Below are 17,697 nucleotides of genomic sequence, written 5' to 3' on the forward strand. Positions count from 1 at the left end.
CCGATACTCCGTGCTTTCTTTGTCTCCTGCGAATACGCCAACTTGCGTGAGATAAGGTTTATGTTAAGCTGCTAATGCAAAGATTTTATCGGGTTTGTATGCGACATCACTACGAGCCATTCCTACTAAGAGTCGAGCTAGCTTACCACATAGCTTCATGATAGACTTCATCTTTTTAAGCTTTTTCACCTGAACATTGTAGTGATGTAAGGCTTTAAATTCTTGGTTACTCATGACCATGCACATCGTAATTAAATAGAGAAAGTGACGTAGCCGTGGACGGCCTCGTTTACTGAGCTTCAGTTGTCCCTTCCATTTACCCGAGCTTGCTTCGGTTATATTAAGTCCTGCATGACGGAGTAGAGCGTTCCCGTGCGCATAACCTCGAAGATCTCCAGACTCTCCTAAAACACCAGCTAGAGCAATTGCACTTATTCCAGTAATGGCAAGGATTTTGCCTGAGTAGGGGATACGTTCAACAACGTCTTTGGCTTCTTTTTCGATCCTCTGCAGTTGTTTAGTGGCTAAGTCGTGCTCCTCTAGGAGCTGCTCTAGATGGAGCTTGTAAGCATGTGTTGCCTGCCTAGATCCAACCGTTTTCTTGGCCAGATCGATGAGTAGATGAGCTCTACGCACACCTGAATGCCGTTTCATTGATTTCTGCCATCCTTTAATGACATCGTCAGGACTTAGTTTACATAGCTCAGCTGGGAGCGGAAATAGCCGAAGGGTTAACAGTGCACCTTTGCAAGTTAAGATCTTAAAAACTTGTCTCAGTTCAGGAAAGACAATGTCGACCCAGCGGTGGATCTGGTTAACGGCACTTACGAGTCTTTTAACGACCGTTTCTCGGTTAGCCATAAGCACTCGTAGCTCCTCGTATTCGGAAGAATGGAAGCGGACAGGGGAGTAGTAGCCGTTTTTCACCATGTCGGCAATAACTAAAGCATCTTTTTTGTCGCTTTTAGAGCGTGTGTTGTCGCGGTTTTCTTTATTCTTTTTAACTAGATGAGGATTAACAAGTACGGCTTCAATGGCTTTGTTTTTGAGCCACCCGGCAAGGCTTAGCCAGTAATGGCCAGTCGGTTCCATACCAACGATGACTTGAGATAATTTAAATGAAGCTAGCAAGTCGCGAATCCAACGGTCGAGGGACTTGAAACCATCCTCGTCGTTACTAAACACTAAAGGATTACCAAGAGCGACACCTCGAAAGTTAACCGCTCTGGCAACGTGGGCCTCCTGAGCAATGTCTACACCAACAACAATATGATGAAAGGTAATGTTTTCAATGAGTTGATTTTGCTTATCTTGTGATTTAAACTTCATAGTAGAGCGTCCTCCTGGATGATGGAATTAAAGGGCTTTTGACCCGTTGCGTACTTCCATCGTACCGAGGCGCTCGTTTTTTTACAAAGCTGAAATTTATCCATCTACAGGAATCTAACGAGGAACTTTTGTTCAATAAACACAGCAATAGGAGGCTGCCAGTATGAACGGCAGCCTCCATTACATTAACGGGCAGTTTAGCGTGGTGATTGGCTCAAAAAGTGAAGTAAACTAATGGTACTAAGAACCAAAAATGGGGTGTCGTTTCACTCGAATGTTCTCATATCGAAACGAATTTATATTAGAAGGAGGAGAGTAATTGGATAATTATCCAAAGTGCGTAACGAAGGAAGCCATTGAAAGTCTTGTTGAAAAAGTTAAGTTTACCTGAACCAGGGCCATTTACCCAAGATTGGGAATACGAAGTGGCAGATGATACAAGAATAAATGAATTTCTTTCCTTTTATGAAAGCTCAAGTCTTAATGAAGAGGAAAAATTTGCTTTGATGATCATAATTATTGGTTCGATCAATGATGCTATTGAAAAGACGGATGTTGATGAATCACTATTGAGAAAAGCGAAAGAGCTACTATTAAAAGATATAGTTATCCATACAAATACAATATTATATTGGTCATTAGAAAATCAGGATTTAGAGGATTGTTTTGCTATAACTCCATTCATTAGGTGTGTTAAAGAGATGATATAAACCGTACCGGTTGGAATGAAGGATGTGCAAGCATAGAGAAGGAGAAATTGGTCCGAGGCAGTCTAAGTTGAGCTAAACATTCCTGTATAGCCTAAGAAATGGGCTTTGTCAAAAAAGGAGCGCCTCGGTATGATGGGTTTGTCGACGGGTAGATACCCAACACCATCAAGGAGGCGCTCTTATTATGAAGTTTAAGCAATCAGACGGTCAAAATCAACGTATTGAACGAATTACTACTTCACATCTTGTTGTGGGCATTGATATGGCAAAGGAAACTCAAGTAGCTCAAGCTACAAATTTTCGGGGAATTGTCCTTACAAACCAGCATCTATCATTCAAAAACACTATCCAGGGATTTGAGAAATTACAGCGTTGGATGGAAGGTTTGCAACAAAAACATCGACTGAAGGATATCATAATTGGCATGGAGCCGACGGGACACTACTGGTACAGTTTAGCTAACTGGCTTGCCCAGAAAGGCCTAAACGTCGTTTTAGTTAATCCAGCAACGACGAAACGAAACAAAGAGAACCGAGATAATTGTCCTTCCAAGAGTGACCCAAAGGATGCCCTTGTTATTGCGGATGTTGTTAGCCGTGGCTATTATTATGAATACATTCGGCAAGCAACTCATTTTCAGAGGTTACGAACCCTAATGAATGATCGAGAATTTTGGGTTACAAATAGTGTTCGGATGCAGAATCGGATCATACGCTGGCTGGATATACGCTTCCCTGAGTATGCTTCTGTGTTTAAAGATTGGACCTGCCCACGCTCCATAGCTACACTCAAAGAGTTCCCGTCTCCGTTGGATCTAAAAGGTCAATCTACATCAGAAGTTATTACAGGTTGGCGAAAATATATGAAACGAGCTGGCGGCTCCACAGGTATTCAGAAGGCAGCTGAGCTACTCTCTAAAGCGGTTCAAAGCGTGGGGGAAACTGTAGCGCTGAATGAGGCCAAACAGGATCTGCATCGCTTACTAGAAGAGTACGAGCGTATTGACGGTATATTGAACCAAATAGCAAAAGAAATCGCGGCTTTGCTTGGTGAGATCCCGATTGCTAGCCAGCTTCGTTCCATTAAAGGTTTGGGCACGATCTATATTGCAGCAATTCTGGCTGGTGCCGGTGATCTGACGCAGTACGTTCACGGTCGTCAATTGCTACGAAAAGCCGGTTTAAATTTGGCAGAAAGCATGTCTGGAAAGCGTAAAGGCCAGATCATACTCTCCAAACGAGGAGATTCCACACTCCGAAAATATTTGTATCTGGCTACCTTAACATTAGTGGGAACAAATCCTATATTTAAGCAATTACATCTGAATAATGTGCAAGTTAAACATATGAGTAAGCAGAAGTCGATATTTAAACTGCTTGGAAAACTGGCACGAATCTTAGTTGGCTTGGTGCATTCCGAGGAGTCATTCACTCCTGAAAAAACAGTCATTCCGTATACCCACGCTGCCTAACATCTTCGAACTAATGTAAATTGATTCATTCGCAGGACTTCAAAAAAGAAAGCACGGAGGACCGAGTTCGTTCTTCATAAGGGCACAGACCCATCCGCTAAACGCTATCGGTCTCCACACCTTGGATAGGTGTAACGAAGGAATGTAAGGGCGTCGACCCGTAGAGCCTTGGGATGGTCAATCTCCAAGGGATTGTGGAGTATGCGTGCAGTAGATTATTGAAATGGGGAAATGTTCCAATGTTTCTTCTGTTCCCGCATGCCATAGAAGGGTTCATTACGGTCTCAACAACCTAGTATTCTTAAGATTACTATATTTCAAGGTGATGAAATCCTGCGAATGAATGAGTTTACGTGAAATAAACCCTTAAAACTGAGGGACGCAGAACGATATCTCAATAAACACGAAGAAACGGCAGCCGCATAAGGACTGCCGTTTTCTCAACTAAACGGGCGGGATAGATTAAGATTATACGCAGGGAAACGTACTATAAGTAAGGGCAAGTTATATATCTTCCGCGCCTTGATTATAGCCGCTGTCGATCGCGACATGCTGAATGGACGCGATCAAGGCCACTTCTCCGAAGTCGCCTCTCACTCGGACGGAAGCGGTGACTGCCCGACATTAATAGTGGGGGGCATATGGGAAGGAATCGTTCCTTCCGGCATCTCGCCGTCAATGCCCAAGAAATAATGCCGGATCGGCGATAATTGCTCGTTCAATTCGTACACGAGCGGGATGCCGGTCGGTATGTTCAGATCGGCGATCCCGTCGGCAGGGACTCGATCCAGATGCTTCACCAACGCCCGTAACGTATTGCCGTGAGCCGCAATGAGAATGTGCTTGCCGGACGAGAGAGCGGGGGCGATTATCTCCTCCCAGTACTTTAACACTCTGCACTCCGTATCATCGAGATTTTCCGTTAACGGAAATTCCCCTTCTTTTAAATTCCTGTAGCGTGGCGCGGACGCTTCGTATCGGGCATCGTTTTGATCCAATGCAGGCGGGCGAACGTCGACGGACCTGCGCCACAAGTGAACTTGCTCTTCTCCGTATTTCTCGGCCGTCTCGGCTTTGTTCAATCCTTGCAGGGCGCCGTAATGTCGCTCGTTCAGCATCCAGCTTTTGAATTCCGGAATCCACGTCAAATCCATTTCTTGAAGAATGATCCACATCGTCCGAATCGCACGCTTCAGAACGGATGTATGTGCTGCGTCGAAAACGTAACCCTGCTTTCTCAGGATGATTCCGGCTTGTCTTGCTTCTTCGAGTCCGTTCGGAGACAAATCCACGTCTGTCCAGCCCGTAAATCGGTTCTCGAGATTCCATTCGCTCTGTCCGTGGCGGATCATTACTACTTTGATCATGCGGAATTCTCCTTGTATTAGGATAAGTTGCCCAACTCCATCATAGTTGTCAGCTTTGGCGAAAGCAAATGACCATAAAAATGGTCAGTATATAGTAATAGCGTCTACTTCCGAAGATTTAGTGCGAGTGGATACGAGAGATTTTATTAGAACTATTATAATTAATGATTCTTGTTGCCGTTTCCTGGCTACGAACGAACGTTCAGAAGGTGTGCTCATCAATCAATATAGTTATCTAAGGGCACAAAAGTAAGACATTTGTGCCGCGAGCAAACGACACAAATATGGGCACATTGTATGTATATGACACAAAAGATGGGACATTGCAGTGACTTTACGGATAATCGTCAAGAATTGATACTAAACTATTCCAGCTAATAGCTTGTCAATATTTAATTATAAAATGCAGAATCATACGGTGGTATACTGAGAAAAGGGCATAGGAAAGAGCCGTCCTACATAGCACGGAAACACATTCCATATACTTCCATTATACACTGTTTACTCTAAACGGAATGTTTCCTTAGTAGTCAAAATAGCAAAAATCCAGTGGATGAGTTTATTCACACAAGCAATTATTGCTATTTTGAACAGCTTTCCCTCAGCACGCTTTTTATCATAATAAGCTCTTAGTTTTTTGTTTCTATTACTACGGATACCACATCGTACCGCTTGATATAGGGCAGTACGAAGCCTTCTGGACCCGTGTTTAGTTATTTTATTTATGGTTGCTGTAAACTTGCCTGAAGAAAAGACACTAGGATCTATACCAGCAAAGGTAACAAGTTTCTTTGCATGATTAAACCGATCGATTTCCCCAATTTCAGCTAAAATTGTTGCAGCAATTTTAGTACCAATACCGGATATCGATTGGATTAAATCATACTCAATCAACTCTTCAGCCAGGGCTTCTACCGATTTATTAAGGTCTGTCTGCTAGATGGTCCTGGTATTGAAGAAGCAATTTGATGAGCAGCTGCATGGAGATTAGATGACTTGGAAAAGCTGTCTGTTTAAAGGGATTTCGCTTTGCAGCAGCTACCAAGATTTGAGCTCGCTCCAGACACCATAAAGCCGATTTGCCGCGTCCCGTAAGGTATCCTATAGTCGCAGCAATCTCTTTCTCATCCAGTTCCAAAACCTCTCTAGACGTTGGGTGTAAGTCTAGAAGTCGAAGGGAAACTTTTGAATAAAGGTCACCAAACACGCCATGATATTCCGGGAAAACTTGATCCAATATGGCCTGAAATTGTAGTTTAGCTTGGACATACATACCTGTTAATGATTCATATTGGCGAGTTAAGTAGCGTAATTTCATGAGGTGCTGACCCCGTTTTTTGTAGGGTTCAAACTCTTCTTTATAAAACAACGCCCCTAAAAGAAGGGCATCAGCGGCATCCGTTTTCAATCGTCACAAATTGGTTTTCTTGGCGTTATGTGAGATTAAAGGATTAATGACGATATTCAGATACTGATGCTCATCAAGAAACTGAACAACTGGACTATGATAATGGCCTGTTGCTTCCATCACAATCGAATGACGTATTCCTGCAGCTGATTCCACCATTCTTATATAATTCAGAAAAGATGCTAGTCCATCAACATCATGATTAAACCTAAAAATCTTTCCATGAGGTACTCCACGATCTAAAAAAACCTGTGCATGGCTTTCTCCCTTGGACACATCCAAACCAATTACTGGATTCATTGATCAACTCCCATAACATTTTAACCGGAAACCCCTAACCCTCTTGTCTTCCACACTATCGCATGTGATACGGGATCAACCGTCCCAACCAGCCTAGCCATGGTTGAACAAGTAGGGGGGATGAACTGAATAGCTCTCGGGATCCAAGTCCCACGTGGCAGAAACGTTCGATCCCCGGCTACTGCTATCTTACGACCTTACAAAAAAGAGGTCGACCAGAAAGATCTGGTGACCTCATAATACGAACGGATAGTTACAATATATGGTAGAATGGGATGAGTAAATTGAATGGAAGTTTGGAGGGAGAAGAAGCGTCAACTATCATGAGTAAAATAAATTCAAAGCATATCTTCATTCTGTATTTATTCGGCTTAGTTAACTTTGTGATTGTAAAATTCTTCGGTGATATAAAAAGGGTAATCAATAGGATTGCTAGTAATAAAGCACAGAAAGCTATGGGTTATTGGAATTTAGAATTGATTCCCTTTAGGACGATATTTTCATCTATTGATTCTTACATCCGAGTAGGAATGGTGCCTTCATCGATCAATCTAATCGCGAATATTGCTTTATTTGTTCCTATGGGGTATTTAATTCCGATCGTTGTAAGAAGACCATCATTAATTAAAACGATTATAATTTCGTTCGCGATTATTCTTGGCATTGAAATAATTCAATTTGCAACCTATTTGGGATCAGCGGATATTGATGATGTGCTACGTTTATATGATTTCTAGAGCACTTCAGAATAAACTGACTAAGGGTATCGCAACTAACGGGGAACGATAGCTCATACACCAACCAAAGATACTTGATTAACCGGAAGCCTTGCTGCACATGAAAGTTAATGAAAGTATATGTGAAAAAGGTTTATTATTACTTATGTGGAGGAATGCATTTGAACCTAGAAAATCAGGAATTGCTTTTCAGTATTTTCCACGATGGTGGTGTAGAAGACATCAGGAATACCGTTGACGGCATTGAATGTACCATCGACATTATGTATCTTGCTGAACTAATTAAGCCACAATTTCGAGGCATTATTATAAAACTTATTTATCCTGCTGAGTTGTACTTAGAAGACGTTGACACGAGTGAGACGATTCGGGACTTTAAGGAACTAAACAAACTTCATATTGAAATCTTGAAGGCACAAGTAATTGAGGATAAGGTAAAGGCTTTTTGCAGTATCAACGAAGGGTAGTCCTTTGGATATCTTAACGTTAAAGCAAGTGAAATCTACATTTATGACCCCGAGCGTAATTTAATTTCACTTGAAGACTTAAAAACAATTTGTAATCAATATTGGGATGACTTTAGCAACCGAGCCGATGATTATCTAATATAGTGCAACCCCTACGCGGATGCTGCAAGTCGGCGACCGTCGTTGAGCTAACGGCGAACGAGAGTTCAATTAACAGATAGACTTCACAGGTTATTAAAGGGCTCTCGGAGATAGATAAGAACAATAAAATTAGGAGTAAGTACTATGACAATGTTAGATTACATTAAGAAATTCAAATCACTAATAAGAGGCTCTTACATCAACCAGGCTAATGAACTTGATGAAAATGAAGGAGTATTTTTAAAGGAGATTACATTCGAAGTTAAAGCCAATAAAGAGGATTTAGATACTTTCCCTAATGGACTAATCTCTTGGATCAGTATAGAATCACCTGAAGATGAACTTGCACGATTGAGGAAAAAGAACGAAGTAGTTTTAAATTATAAAAGCATCTATATAATCATAGACTACCCATTAAAAAAGCCCAAAGTATTTGAAATAAATAATTCCAGATTATTAAGATCAGACTTAATCAATCAGATCAGTAAAATATATCATAATATTTATCAGGAAGAAGAAGATACGTCCAGCATTAAAACAATTCCAGTGATGGAGAGAGGGAAACTTAAAAACAGGAATGAAACAAACGGCAAATACGGTATCTGGGGTCATGATCTTCGAGATCTAGATTTAGGTTCAGTCAATGTCGTTAAGAAAAATAATGGAGAAATTTATTTATACCTTAATATCGAATCTTAAAGAAAAAATTAATTGTGAATGCTTTTTTTTAGAGCATTAATTATCATAACCGATACGCCATTGAGCTAACGAGGAACTATAGTCCAATCATAAAATGACGGCAGCTGGCACAAGAACCGCTGCAGTTTTCCGTTGGAGTAACGTAAGTATAGTTAAGCATTCTTGTGGGAAATTATAGTACAATGGCACTCATTGAAGGGAATGATATTAATAAGCCAATGGAGGATGAGAGATATACATAAACCAAATATGGGACTAAGAATTGCTTATATCATTCCAAATGTCTTTATGTATATTTTAATCTTTGGTCTCTCAGTGTTTGTGTTTACGAGTGTAGAAGAGCTAAAAGATGTCAATCGACTGGAAATATGGCTTTTTAACCTTGTTATTTTATTGTTAGCTGCACTTTTTGGTTCTTACCGAATTTGGTCTTGGGTAAAGCGGGGAAAGCTGTAGTATGAATTCTAAACAAAGGATAAGTATTTACTAATTAGATCGTACTTTTAGTTAAGCCTTTGCACTAAAGAGAGAACACTAGCACAACTCACAACTTATGCGTTAAGGTTAAACCCTCCCAATTCTAGTGTAGAACATTTATGACACAAACATGACTAGTTGAGAAATCGATATTGCGTTAAGTGAACATTATTGGAAAACTTTCCATTTAAGGCGTGTTAAGATTGATGGATAAGGCTTCTTGTCATGTCGGGCCCCAGTTCAATCAACTGACAGAAAAGCAAATAAACGCGCTGTTGGTGCGAGTTGTGCAGGTTATGGTATTAACATCGCAGCAGCTATGTTGGTGCTTGTGAATTTGTACCACCTTATAACACCCAGAAAAATAACCACGAATTCCCACTATGTGCCCACGCATTATTTTACAGCTTGAATATTATATTTTAACCCGTCACAGCCACTCATCTTATATTTCACCTTAAAAAGGTCATCTTGAGATTAAGATGAGTGATTTTTTTATGATAAAAGACAACGAGAAGAAACGAACGGTCCGCATTCTATTTAGCGGCCGCATTTTCTCGTTGTTCTTTGTGTTGGTTAAGGAATTACCATACAAAAGCTGATGTGATGATAACCAAAAGAATAAAAAGAATCAAACTAGCTGCGGCGCTTGAACCGTAACCTGCTAATAAAGCGAGAAACTTGAATTGGTTCTTCGAAATGTAAAAAGCATTAGATAAAGAAAAAAGCAGTCCGTTCCACGTCAAATGGCGGGCTGCTTTGATCTATCAACTTGACCATTTGCTTCACATTCATTTGTTCCTTAAACAAGAGGTGCTTGAATCAATGTAGCGAAGTTAAATTGGTGAACATGACCATCATTTAGTGTAGTTTGGCCTGTAACAAAATGTACATGTTTACCATTCCCTACTGAAATAGCTGGTCCCGTTCTAATTCTTTTCAGATTATGAAAATGGTTTAAGAAATCGGTCTTCGTGAGATCAATTTCATGGACATGACTATTTCCAACGCGAATCGCTTGCCCTGTAACACCTGCAAAGCGATGGTTGTGGCGGTCTGAGCCTCGTTCAGCCAGTTTCGTACTACCTTCAAACTCATGAACGTGCCTCTGCACTATGGCCGCTATTTTCATTTTTATTTTTATTGTAGGTTTTTTCTTCTGCATCGTTTACATTGCCTCCTTTTGGGATGTTGACTTCACAACATCCTATTAAGGTATATCTATATAAGTGCTAGGCAAACATAAACGTTCTTCAGATTTTTTTGTTTTGTCATTCCTATTTCAGAAACAAACCAGCAAACCCTTGAGTTTACTGGTTTGTTTCACTTCAAAACCAATTTGTCACCATACAATTCTTATTGGTTTACAAATAAGTCTTGAAGTGTAGACAATAAAGTTTTGATGTATAGAATATGACGTATCTGGGATCTTTTTTAGAAACAATCCGATTGATGTCGGTTAAAAATAGCGTATCTTCGATATCTTACACTAGACAAGCAATAAAAGAAATTCTGAGCAGTACATAACCTAGCCTAGACGGAGGCAGATGCGGAGCCGGTTAAGTCGACTGGGGGGGAGTGTTAGGGGAAACCCGACCATTGGGCGGTTGGGGATCGTCTTCAAATGCTTCAAAAGCGACGGAGAGGTTGCGTCGAGTCCGGGTTCCACGTTTCACAATTATTTTTTGTCCTAGTTTTAAAAATCAAAAATATCGTCCCTTGAAGTAAATAATTACAAGGACTGTTAGTAATTAAGTGGGTTCAAGTTGAATTGATTCAGGTATTTTCTTGTCTTGATTTTCTACGGTTTTTATGATTTCAGGGACGGACTTGGGTATTTTCTTGTCGTTGTACTGACTTGTCGGGTGACAAGAACATTGTCTCATTAAATGCCGCTTAAATAGCGGCTTTTTGTGTTTATCTTGTCAAAACCAAATGACAAGAACTTTATCCAATTCCCGACGGGGGGAGGGTAGAGGTGATGAAATTGTAATCATTCTGGACATATTCATTGAACTAACGGGCAGTAGAGCGTGGTGGGATGGCTATTTAATATCACCGTCTATTAGTGATACGGGTCACCGTAATGTTTCTAAGTGCAAAGTTCATTTTGACCACAATATATATATCAGCATATAAAGACAAAACCACTCCTGCCAATGGAGTAGTTTCTTTGGATAGAACTTCTCTTTTATTAAAGAACTAACTTACCTAGATTAATACATCGGTAAAAGAGTAAAGTCAAACTTAGAGTAAATAAATAAATTGGGATTGAAAATATTATTGAATATCCATTCTTGTATGTGATCATTTTAAAAACAACACTGATCCATTCGACTCCTAGAGATAAAATACACCAAACAACTACGTATAATACGACACTTTTCGTTTTTATTCCAAACAATTCATAAAAATAAATAAAGAAATAGGAAAATGGAGAATAAAGAAAGTAAGAAACTAAGTCAAACATGTCGTAATGAGGCGAATCGTTTACTTCATAAAAGTCAAACACCCCTCCTCCGATCGTAAAATCCCAAAACTTCGCTACAGTGAACCCCCACAAAAAAAGCAGAAAGGTAATTTCTGGTTTTAATTTCCTTGGCAGAAAGTACGAGAAAGTATACGTACAAACTATAGCAATGGTGATAAACCACTCGTTCATATCAAAATGTTCATATGGAGTCAGATTCATTGAGCACCCCATCTTTTTTTTGTCCAAAAGTATGGCGATACCAAGCAAGCATCACGTATGCAATAACCATTAAAATAATGTAACAAATAGACGAGTAGCTTAAAAACCAATTGATATATGTAATGATTTTATAATGCAGAAGTAACGATTCAAGCAAAAGGAGCAAAATTACATATCCCGAGCCAACTAATACTTTACTAAAAGGCGTTCGGTAAGCAAGGAGCAAGCGGAGAAAAAATAATACTACAAAGGGAATTGTGACACTGCGATATAACAAAAAGGCGATATATTCAGGGATCTTCTGAGATATTACAATCAACTTCATCTCTTCAGTCATAATCCATGTAGCATCAATGATGACGTTGAGGATAATCATAAACAAAAAAAATTCCTCTTTCTTTTTAAGTTTTCTAGAAAAAATAAAATATGATGTAACAAATAACCCAGTTATAAATATAAAAATGATTATTCCAACCAACTTTAGCATTCCTCATCTCCTAAATACTTTAAGGACTCAGATCCATTCAAAGAATTTCGTAATAATTTTCATTCTCGCCATTATCCCTGGTATTATTCAACTGAATGCATGCGGTGATAAATTCCAAACGGTACAAATTCTTTTAACTCGACACTCGTCTAAAATTATTGACCACATCCGAGATAGATCGGGATGTTTTAACCGTAGGGGTAAACCTCTGTGTTTTTTGTGTAGTAAAAAGTGAGAAATGAAGAAACTAAAACCAACGGAAGTGTAACAGTGATCAGTCATGTTGTATTGTTAGAATTAATCTTCATTTTTCTTGCCTTGTTTACAATGTGGTACGCGGTGACTAACTTCACTAATTTCAAGCGGGTGCACTTTTGCCCCGAAAATTGAGAACAGCCTAGTGTCAAAAAAAGCCACTCCCTAGAGGGTGGCTTTTTCATGCTATCCTTGTGACGGTATTTTAAATTGCAATAAATGCTGGGCTAGTCAAAGCCTTATTGTGGTTTCGCCAACATTTTAACGAAAAATATATGCTAAGCCAATCGCGACTGACTTAGCGCTGAGTCGTAAATGGGTTTTTGAAATAGGCAAATACCTAAAACAAAAATAAGCAGAGTGAATGTATATGAAAATAAGGGGCGAAGAATAATAACTCCCCCTTTGAATCGAATCATACACAATGTCTTTGTGAATGATTGGCTTGAGATAACGCGTGTTTCATTAACGGAGAATGATAGCTGAATAAAGACACCGCGGCAGCCGGCCATGATTGATCGGCTGCCTTTCCACGCTAACGGGCAGAGTAGCGCAATGCCATTCCGTGATTGCACCTTTAGTAAAACTAAGAAATTAGTTTAGCTATTAGAAAAGCAAAGCCTGCCGCTACCCCCCCTACTAATGTTGTTTGCCAGGCACTTTTGATTTGTTTGGATCCGGTGAATTTTCCCTTAATAAAGCCAAATATAAAAAGAACAATTAGTGTGATAAAAGCAGAAACGACCAGAGCAGATTGGGGCTTTTGAATGAAAATATAAGGAGATAAAGGAATGATGCCGCCTACAATGTAAGACAATCCGATCGTTAATGAACTATTTCGAGCTCTTTTAGGTTCGGGTTCCTCCAGTCCCAGTTCGTGTTTCATCATGAAATTAACCCATACTTCCGAATCTTCGCTAATCGCTTTTACTACAGCGGTAACTGTTGGCTCAGGAAGGTTCCATTCGCGCAAGATGTCTGCTACCTCTTCCCGTTCCCGTTCGGGTAATTCAATAATTTCTCTTCGTTCACGTTCCAATTCGGATAAATAATGTTCCTGATCCGTACGCGCAGCAAGATATCCACCTAGTCCCATAGCAATAGATCCTGCCGAGATTTCTGCCACTCCCGCAATCACAACTAGACTTGTGTTAGAAATGGTTCCGGATAATCCGGCAGCAAGGGCAAATGGGACGGTCAATCCATCCGCCATTCCGATCACAATATCCCGAATAAGGTCTGAAGCCAAAAAGTGTTTTTCTTCATGCCTCTCTTTTTGCATAACATTCTCTTTTTGTTGCATAACTTTCTCCCTTCGTTTAGTTCGAGGCATTTGCAAGCTCGCTTTGTTATTATGTAAATAAAGGGATAATTTTATTTTTAAGACTGATTGGCTGTCGTTGGAAAGGTGGATGAAGAGGTTTTCATTGGACAGATTTTGTTAACGAGGAACGTTAGTTGAGCGAATCAGGAGGAGCAGTTTCCGCGGCTGCTGCTCCTTTTGTCATTAAGCTATAGGGCAGTATAGCGTGGTAGAAGGACTATTTATCATCGCTCCTATTGTGATACGGCTCACCGTGATATAACCGATTGTTCCTTTTATGGCTCCGATAAACATTGGAACTGCTAAATTTAATAGATGCTCGGCATAAACCTAATTATCGTAAGAGGTTTAATAACAAATTGGGAAGTCATGTGGAGAATACTATTGAAGGAGCATTTAATTTGTGGTAGAGGCTAACTATTTTATTACTGTTGGGTTATTGGGTAGATGGGTCCTATATAGAAAAAAGGAAAGTGCGGACCAACTTTTGTTGATGCTTTTTTTACTGTAATAGTTCCCTAGTTGGTTTGTTTTTTAGGTGTGGCTTATAGTTTGTGGATTTATAAGATTAATTATTTCACTGTGCGAGGTTAGCAAGGAAATGCACCCTAAATGCAGGAATTGCAAGTACAATATCCACATTTGCAATGGGGGTTGACGAAATATAAAAAAATTATTATAGTATTAACATACCCCAACGGGTATATGTATATATCAAAAGAGGGGTGACTAATGGCACTAGTTCATGCCACAGATTATTATTACACTCCATGAAGCTAATTCTTTCTGCAAACTTATTCAAGCTCAATGGGTGACTATGCAAAAAAACAAATTGAGAAATGGCAATTTTTTTTGCTCAAAAATATACCCTATGGGGTATATGGGATTGGGTCATTTGAGCATGATAAACAGGAAATATTGTAGAAAGGCAGGAGTCTATGGATATAACGTGGATATTAACCATTTTCGTGATTGGCTTCCTTGGTTCATTTATCTCGGGTATGGTGGGTATCGGCGGATCAATCATCAACTACCCTATGCTGCTATTTATCCCTCCGGCATTAGGCTACGCAGCGTTTTCGCCTCAGGAGGTATCGGCCATCAGTGCGGTTCAGGTTTTCTTCGCAAGCTTTTTGGGGATGCTTGTTTTCCGCAAAGGAGGACTTTTACACAAACAATTAGTTGCCTACATGGGTATTTCCATCATTATTGGCAGCTTTTTGGGAAGCTTTGTTTCAAATTCCTTGTCAAGTGCAGTTATCAATATGGTTTATGCGGTATTAGCACTAATTGCAGCAATCATGATGTTTTTACCGAAAAAAGGCAGCGATTCACAGGATGTTAGCAAAGTTACGTTTAACAAGCCCTTAGCTGTTAGTCTCGCGTTAATTATTGGAACCGTGTCAGGGATTGTGGGTGCCGCGGGGGCTTTTATTACCGTGCCGGTTATGCTCGTTGTACTTAAGATTCCGACAAGAATAGCGATTGCATCGTCGTTAGCTATTACTTTTATATCATCCATTGGTTCAACCACAGGTAAGCTAATGGGAGGGCATATGCTATTAATTCCTTCCATCGTACTTGTATCTGCTAGCCTAATTGCTTCGCCAATAGGAGCCAAGTTAAGTAAAAAAATCAACACCAAAATGCTTCAATGGATTTTGGCTCTGCTCATAACAGCAACTGTGGTTAAAATTTGGATTTCAATCTTATTTTAGGAGGAATATAAACATGGTGAATCAAGTTCAATTGCAAGGGATGAGCGCGGCAGAATTAGCGAAAAAGGTTTTAAATAACGAGTCGATTTTTATCTTAGATGTACGTAATGAAAGCGACTTTAATGATTGGAAGATCGAAGGTAAAAATGTTCATGTATATAACACGCCATATTTTGATTTGATCGACGGGGTAGAGGCTGTGTTAGATCAAATTCCAGATGATAAGGAAATCTTGGTCGTTTGTGCCAAAGAAAACTCATCGAAATTTGTTGCGGAACAATTGATCGAACAAGGTAAACAACATATTTCTTACCTGGTTGGAGGCATGAAATCCTGGAGTGAACATTTGGAACTCGTTAAAATCGGTGATTTGAAAGATGGAGGAGAAATTTTTCAATTTGTCCGTATTGGTAAAGGTTGCTTATCCTACATGGTGATCTCGAACGGTGAAGCTGCCGTCATTGACGGCGTTCGGATGACAGAAGTTTTTGAAAACTTTGCAAAAGATAAAAACGTAAAAATTAAACATACGATCGATACGCATCTTCACGCTGACCACATATCTGGGGGGCGGCAATTAGCTGAAAAAACAGGAGGTACGTATTGGTTGCCGCCCAAAGATGCAGATGAAGTGGTGTTTCACTTTGAGGGGCTTGAAGAAGGAAACAGTCTTGTCGTGGGCGATACCGAAATTAAAATACAGCCTATTTATTCCCCGGGGCATACGATCGGAAGCACATCTTTAATCGTTGATAATCAATTCTTACTGTCTGGTGACATTTTATTTGTAAAGTCAATTGGTCGCCCTGACTTGGCGGGTAAAGCGGTGGATTGGGTAACAGATCTTAGAACAACGTTGTATGAACGCTATAAGCAGTTGTCAAATGACTTAATCGTGCTTCCTGCCCATTTTGGCAAGGTAACAGAGCTAGGCGAAGGAGGCAAGGTATCTGGACGTCTTGGTGATCTGTATAAGGCAAATCCAGGATTGAATATAGAAGATGAATCGGCATTCCGTCGGACTGTTACAGAGAATTTACCGCCACAGCCTAATGCTTACCAAGAAATACGGCAGACCAATATGGGCAAGATTACGCCAACTAACGAGGAACAAAGAGAGATGGAGATTGGACCCAACCGTTGTGCAGTTCATGATGCTTAAAAAGTAAATCATTATAGAGGAGGAACAATGGCGATGTATAAAGAGCAGCTCCCGGAAGAAGTTTTAGGAAGAATCAACAGGAAAGAAAATGTAGTTATTCTTGATGTGCGGGAACATGATGAGTGGGAGTCCGGTCACATTCCAGGTGCCAAACATATTCCGTTAGGGCAAATCGCAAGAGCGCTAAACGAAATCGACAAGAAGCAAGAAACGGTCGTCGTCTGCCGTAGCGGTAACCGAAGTGGGCAAGCGTGTGATTTCCTCTCTTCAATGGGCTATAACGTGCTCAATATGCCAGGCGGCATGTCGAAGTGGACTGGGGAAATAGCTTACGGTAAATAAGCATTTTATATAAACGGAGGTTATGATCATGACAACGCTACAAGTGAATCGCCTGTTAGAATGTGAAGGGCTTGCCTGTCCGCTGCCCGTAGTTAGAACCAAAAAGGCGATGGATGAAATGAACGCAGGCGAAGTATTGGAAGTGCGTGCAACAGATAAAGGATCGATTGCCGACCTTAAGAGTTGGTCCAGCCGTACAGGACATCAGTACCTAGGGTTAAAAGAAGAAAACGGCGTGTTTCACCAATTTATTCGCAAAGCTGAACTAGCGGATACGAAAGCAGAAAAAAAATACCCGCATACTGCTACAAATGAAGAAGTTCACACAAAAATTTCTTCAGGAGAAGCAATCCAAATCATTGATGTGCGGGAACCCGCTGAATATGCGTTTGGACGTATCCCAGGTGCCATTTCAATTCCTTTAGGTCAGTTTGAAGAAAAATTAAACGGGCTTGATCCGAGCAAAGCCTATTATGTTGTATGTCGTACCGGAAATAGAAGTGATATGGCCTGCCAAATCCTATCAGACAAGGGATTCCAGAATGTTAAAAATGTAACTCCTGGTATGACTGAGTGGAGTTATGATCAAGAGCAAGATTAAAAATAAAAAT

General features: G+C 40.2%; 15 protein-coding genes and 1 pseudogene. 10 read left to right on the top strand and 6 right to left on the bottom strand.

Features of this window, described 5'->3' with window-relative positions; all coding sequences use genetic code 11:
• Nucleotides 1–63: 63 nt before the first annotated feature.
• Nucleotides 64–1,329: an IS110 family transposase gene (locus tag ACUN27_RS18305; protein ID WP_127458674.1), complete on the bottom strand. Its 1,266-nt coding sequence runs from the start codon at nucleotides 1,327–1,329 to the stop codon at nucleotides 64–66.
• 368 nt (nucleotides 1,330–1,697) lie between these two features.
• Between ACUN27_RS18305 and ACUN27_RS18310 the strand changes: the two genes are divergently transcribed.
• Complete coding sequence (locus tag ACUN27_RS18310) at nucleotides 1,698–2,039, top strand: hypothetical protein (RefSeq protein WP_315956076.1); 342 nt, start codon at nucleotides 1,698–1,700, stop codon at nucleotides 2,037–2,039.
• 184 nt (nucleotides 2,040–2,223) lie between these two features.
• The gene (locus tag ACUN27_RS18315) at nucleotides 2,224–3,510 is read left to right on the top strand and encodes an IS110 family transposase (protein WP_445559327.1); all 1,287 of its coding nucleotides are present in this window, start codon (nucleotides 2,224–2,226) and stop codon (nucleotides 3,508–3,510) included.
• Between the two features lie 593 nt (nucleotides 3,511–4,103).
• Here the strand turns inward: ACUN27_RS18315 and gpmA are convergent.
• Nucleotides 4,104–4,877: a 2,3-diphosphoglycerate-dependent phosphoglycerate mutase gene (gpmA, locus tag ACUN27_RS18320; RefSeq protein WP_315956078.1), complete on the bottom strand. Its 774-nt coding sequence runs from the start codon at nucleotides 4,875–4,877 to the stop codon at nucleotides 4,104–4,106.
• Between the two features lie 501 nt (nucleotides 4,878–5,378).
• Nucleotides 5,379–6,585: pseudogene (locus ACUN27_RS18325) on the bottom strand (IS110 family transposase).
• 275 nt (nucleotides 6,586–6,860) lie between these two features.
• On the opposite strand from ACUN27_RS18325, the gene ACUN27_RS18330 reads away from it, so the two are divergent.
• The 4 genes from ACUN27_RS18330 to ACUN27_RS18345 all read left to right on the top strand — a co-directional run bounded on the left by ACUN27_RS18330 (nucleotide 6,861) and on the right by ACUN27_RS18345 (nucleotide 9,085).
• Nucleotides 6,861–7,322 carry a VanZ family protein gene (locus ACUN27_RS18330; protein ID WP_445559343.1) on the top strand — a complete coding sequence of 154 codons (462 nt, stop codon included), beginning with the start codon at nucleotides 6,861–6,863 and terminating at the stop codon, nucleotides 7,320–7,322.
• 161 nt (nucleotides 7,323–7,483) lie between these two features.
• Nucleotides 7,484–7,789, top strand: coding sequence for a hypothetical protein (locus ACUN27_RS18335; protein ID WP_445559344.1), 306 nt, complete (start codon nucleotides 7,484–7,486; stop codon nucleotides 7,787–7,789).
• Nucleotides 7,790–8,074: 285 nt separating this feature from the next.
• On the top strand, nucleotides 8,075–8,629 hold the full coding sequence (locus ACUN27_RS18340) for a hypothetical protein (protein WP_445559345.1): 555 nt from the start codon (nucleotides 8,075–8,077) through the stop codon (nucleotides 8,627–8,629).
• A gap of 225 nt (nucleotides 8,630–8,854) precedes the next feature.
• A complete protein-coding gene (locus ACUN27_RS18345; protein ID WP_315956082.1) occupies nucleotides 8,855–9,085 on the top strand; it encodes a hypothetical protein in 231 nt (76 codons plus the stop codon).
• A gap of 823 nt (nucleotides 9,086–9,908) precedes the next feature.
• On the opposite strand, the gene ACUN27_RS18350 is transcribed toward ACUN27_RS18345, so the two are convergent.
• The 3 genes from ACUN27_RS18350 to ACUN27_RS18360 form a co-directional block, all read right to left on the bottom strand.
• Complete coding sequence (locus ACUN27_RS18350) at nucleotides 9,909–10,271, bottom strand: YmaF family protein (protein WP_315956083.1); 363 nt, start codon at nucleotides 10,269–10,271, stop codon at nucleotides 9,909–9,911.
• 1,507 nt (nucleotides 10,272–11,778) lie between these two features.
• Nucleotides 11,779–12,285: a hypothetical protein gene (locus tag ACUN27_RS18355; RefSeq protein ID WP_445559346.1), complete on the bottom strand. Its 507-nt coding sequence runs from the start codon at nucleotides 12,283–12,285 to the stop codon at nucleotides 11,779–11,781.
• 841 nt (nucleotides 12,286–13,126) lie between these two features.
• Nucleotides 13,127–13,843: a VIT1/CCC1 transporter family protein gene (locus ACUN27_RS18360; protein WP_445559347.1), complete on the bottom strand. Its 717-nt coding sequence runs from the start codon at nucleotides 13,841–13,843 to the stop codon at nucleotides 13,127–13,129.
• A 959-nt stretch (nucleotides 13,844–14,802) separates the two neighbouring features.
• Between ACUN27_RS18360 and ACUN27_RS18365 the strand changes: the two genes are divergently transcribed.
• From ACUN27_RS18365 to ACUN27_RS18380, 4 genes are read left to right on the top strand one after another with little or no spacing between them, the layout of a single operon-like run.
• Nucleotides 14,803–15,582 carry a sulfite exporter TauE/SafE family protein gene (locus ACUN27_RS18365; RefSeq protein WP_445559348.1) on the top strand — a complete coding sequence of 260 codons (780 nt, stop codon included), beginning with the start codon at nucleotides 14,803–14,805 and terminating at the stop codon, nucleotides 15,580–15,582.
• 13 nt (nucleotides 15,583–15,595) lie between these two features.
• The gene (locus ACUN27_RS18370) at nucleotides 15,596–16,744 is read left to right on the top strand and encodes an MBL fold metallo-hydrolase (protein WP_315956087.1); all 1,149 of its coding nucleotides are present in this window, start codon (nucleotides 15,596–15,598) and stop codon (nucleotides 16,742–16,744) included.
• 27 nt (nucleotides 16,745–16,771) lie between these two features.
• Nucleotides 16,772–17,086, top strand: coding sequence for a rhodanese-like domain-containing protein (locus tag ACUN27_RS18375; RefSeq protein ID WP_315956088.1), 315 nt, complete (start codon nucleotides 16,772–16,774; stop codon nucleotides 17,084–17,086).
• A 28-nt stretch (nucleotides 17,087–17,114) separates the two neighbouring features.
• The gene (locus ACUN27_RS18380) at nucleotides 17,115–17,687 is read left to right on the top strand and encodes a sulfurtransferase TusA family protein (RefSeq protein ID WP_315956089.1); all 573 of its coding nucleotides are present in this window, start codon (nucleotides 17,115–17,117) and stop codon (nucleotides 17,685–17,687) included.
• The last annotated feature ends 10 nt before the right edge of the window (nucleotides 17,688–17,697 follow it).

The sequence above is a fragment of the Paenibacillus sp. WC2504 genome (genome assembly GCF_052682475.1).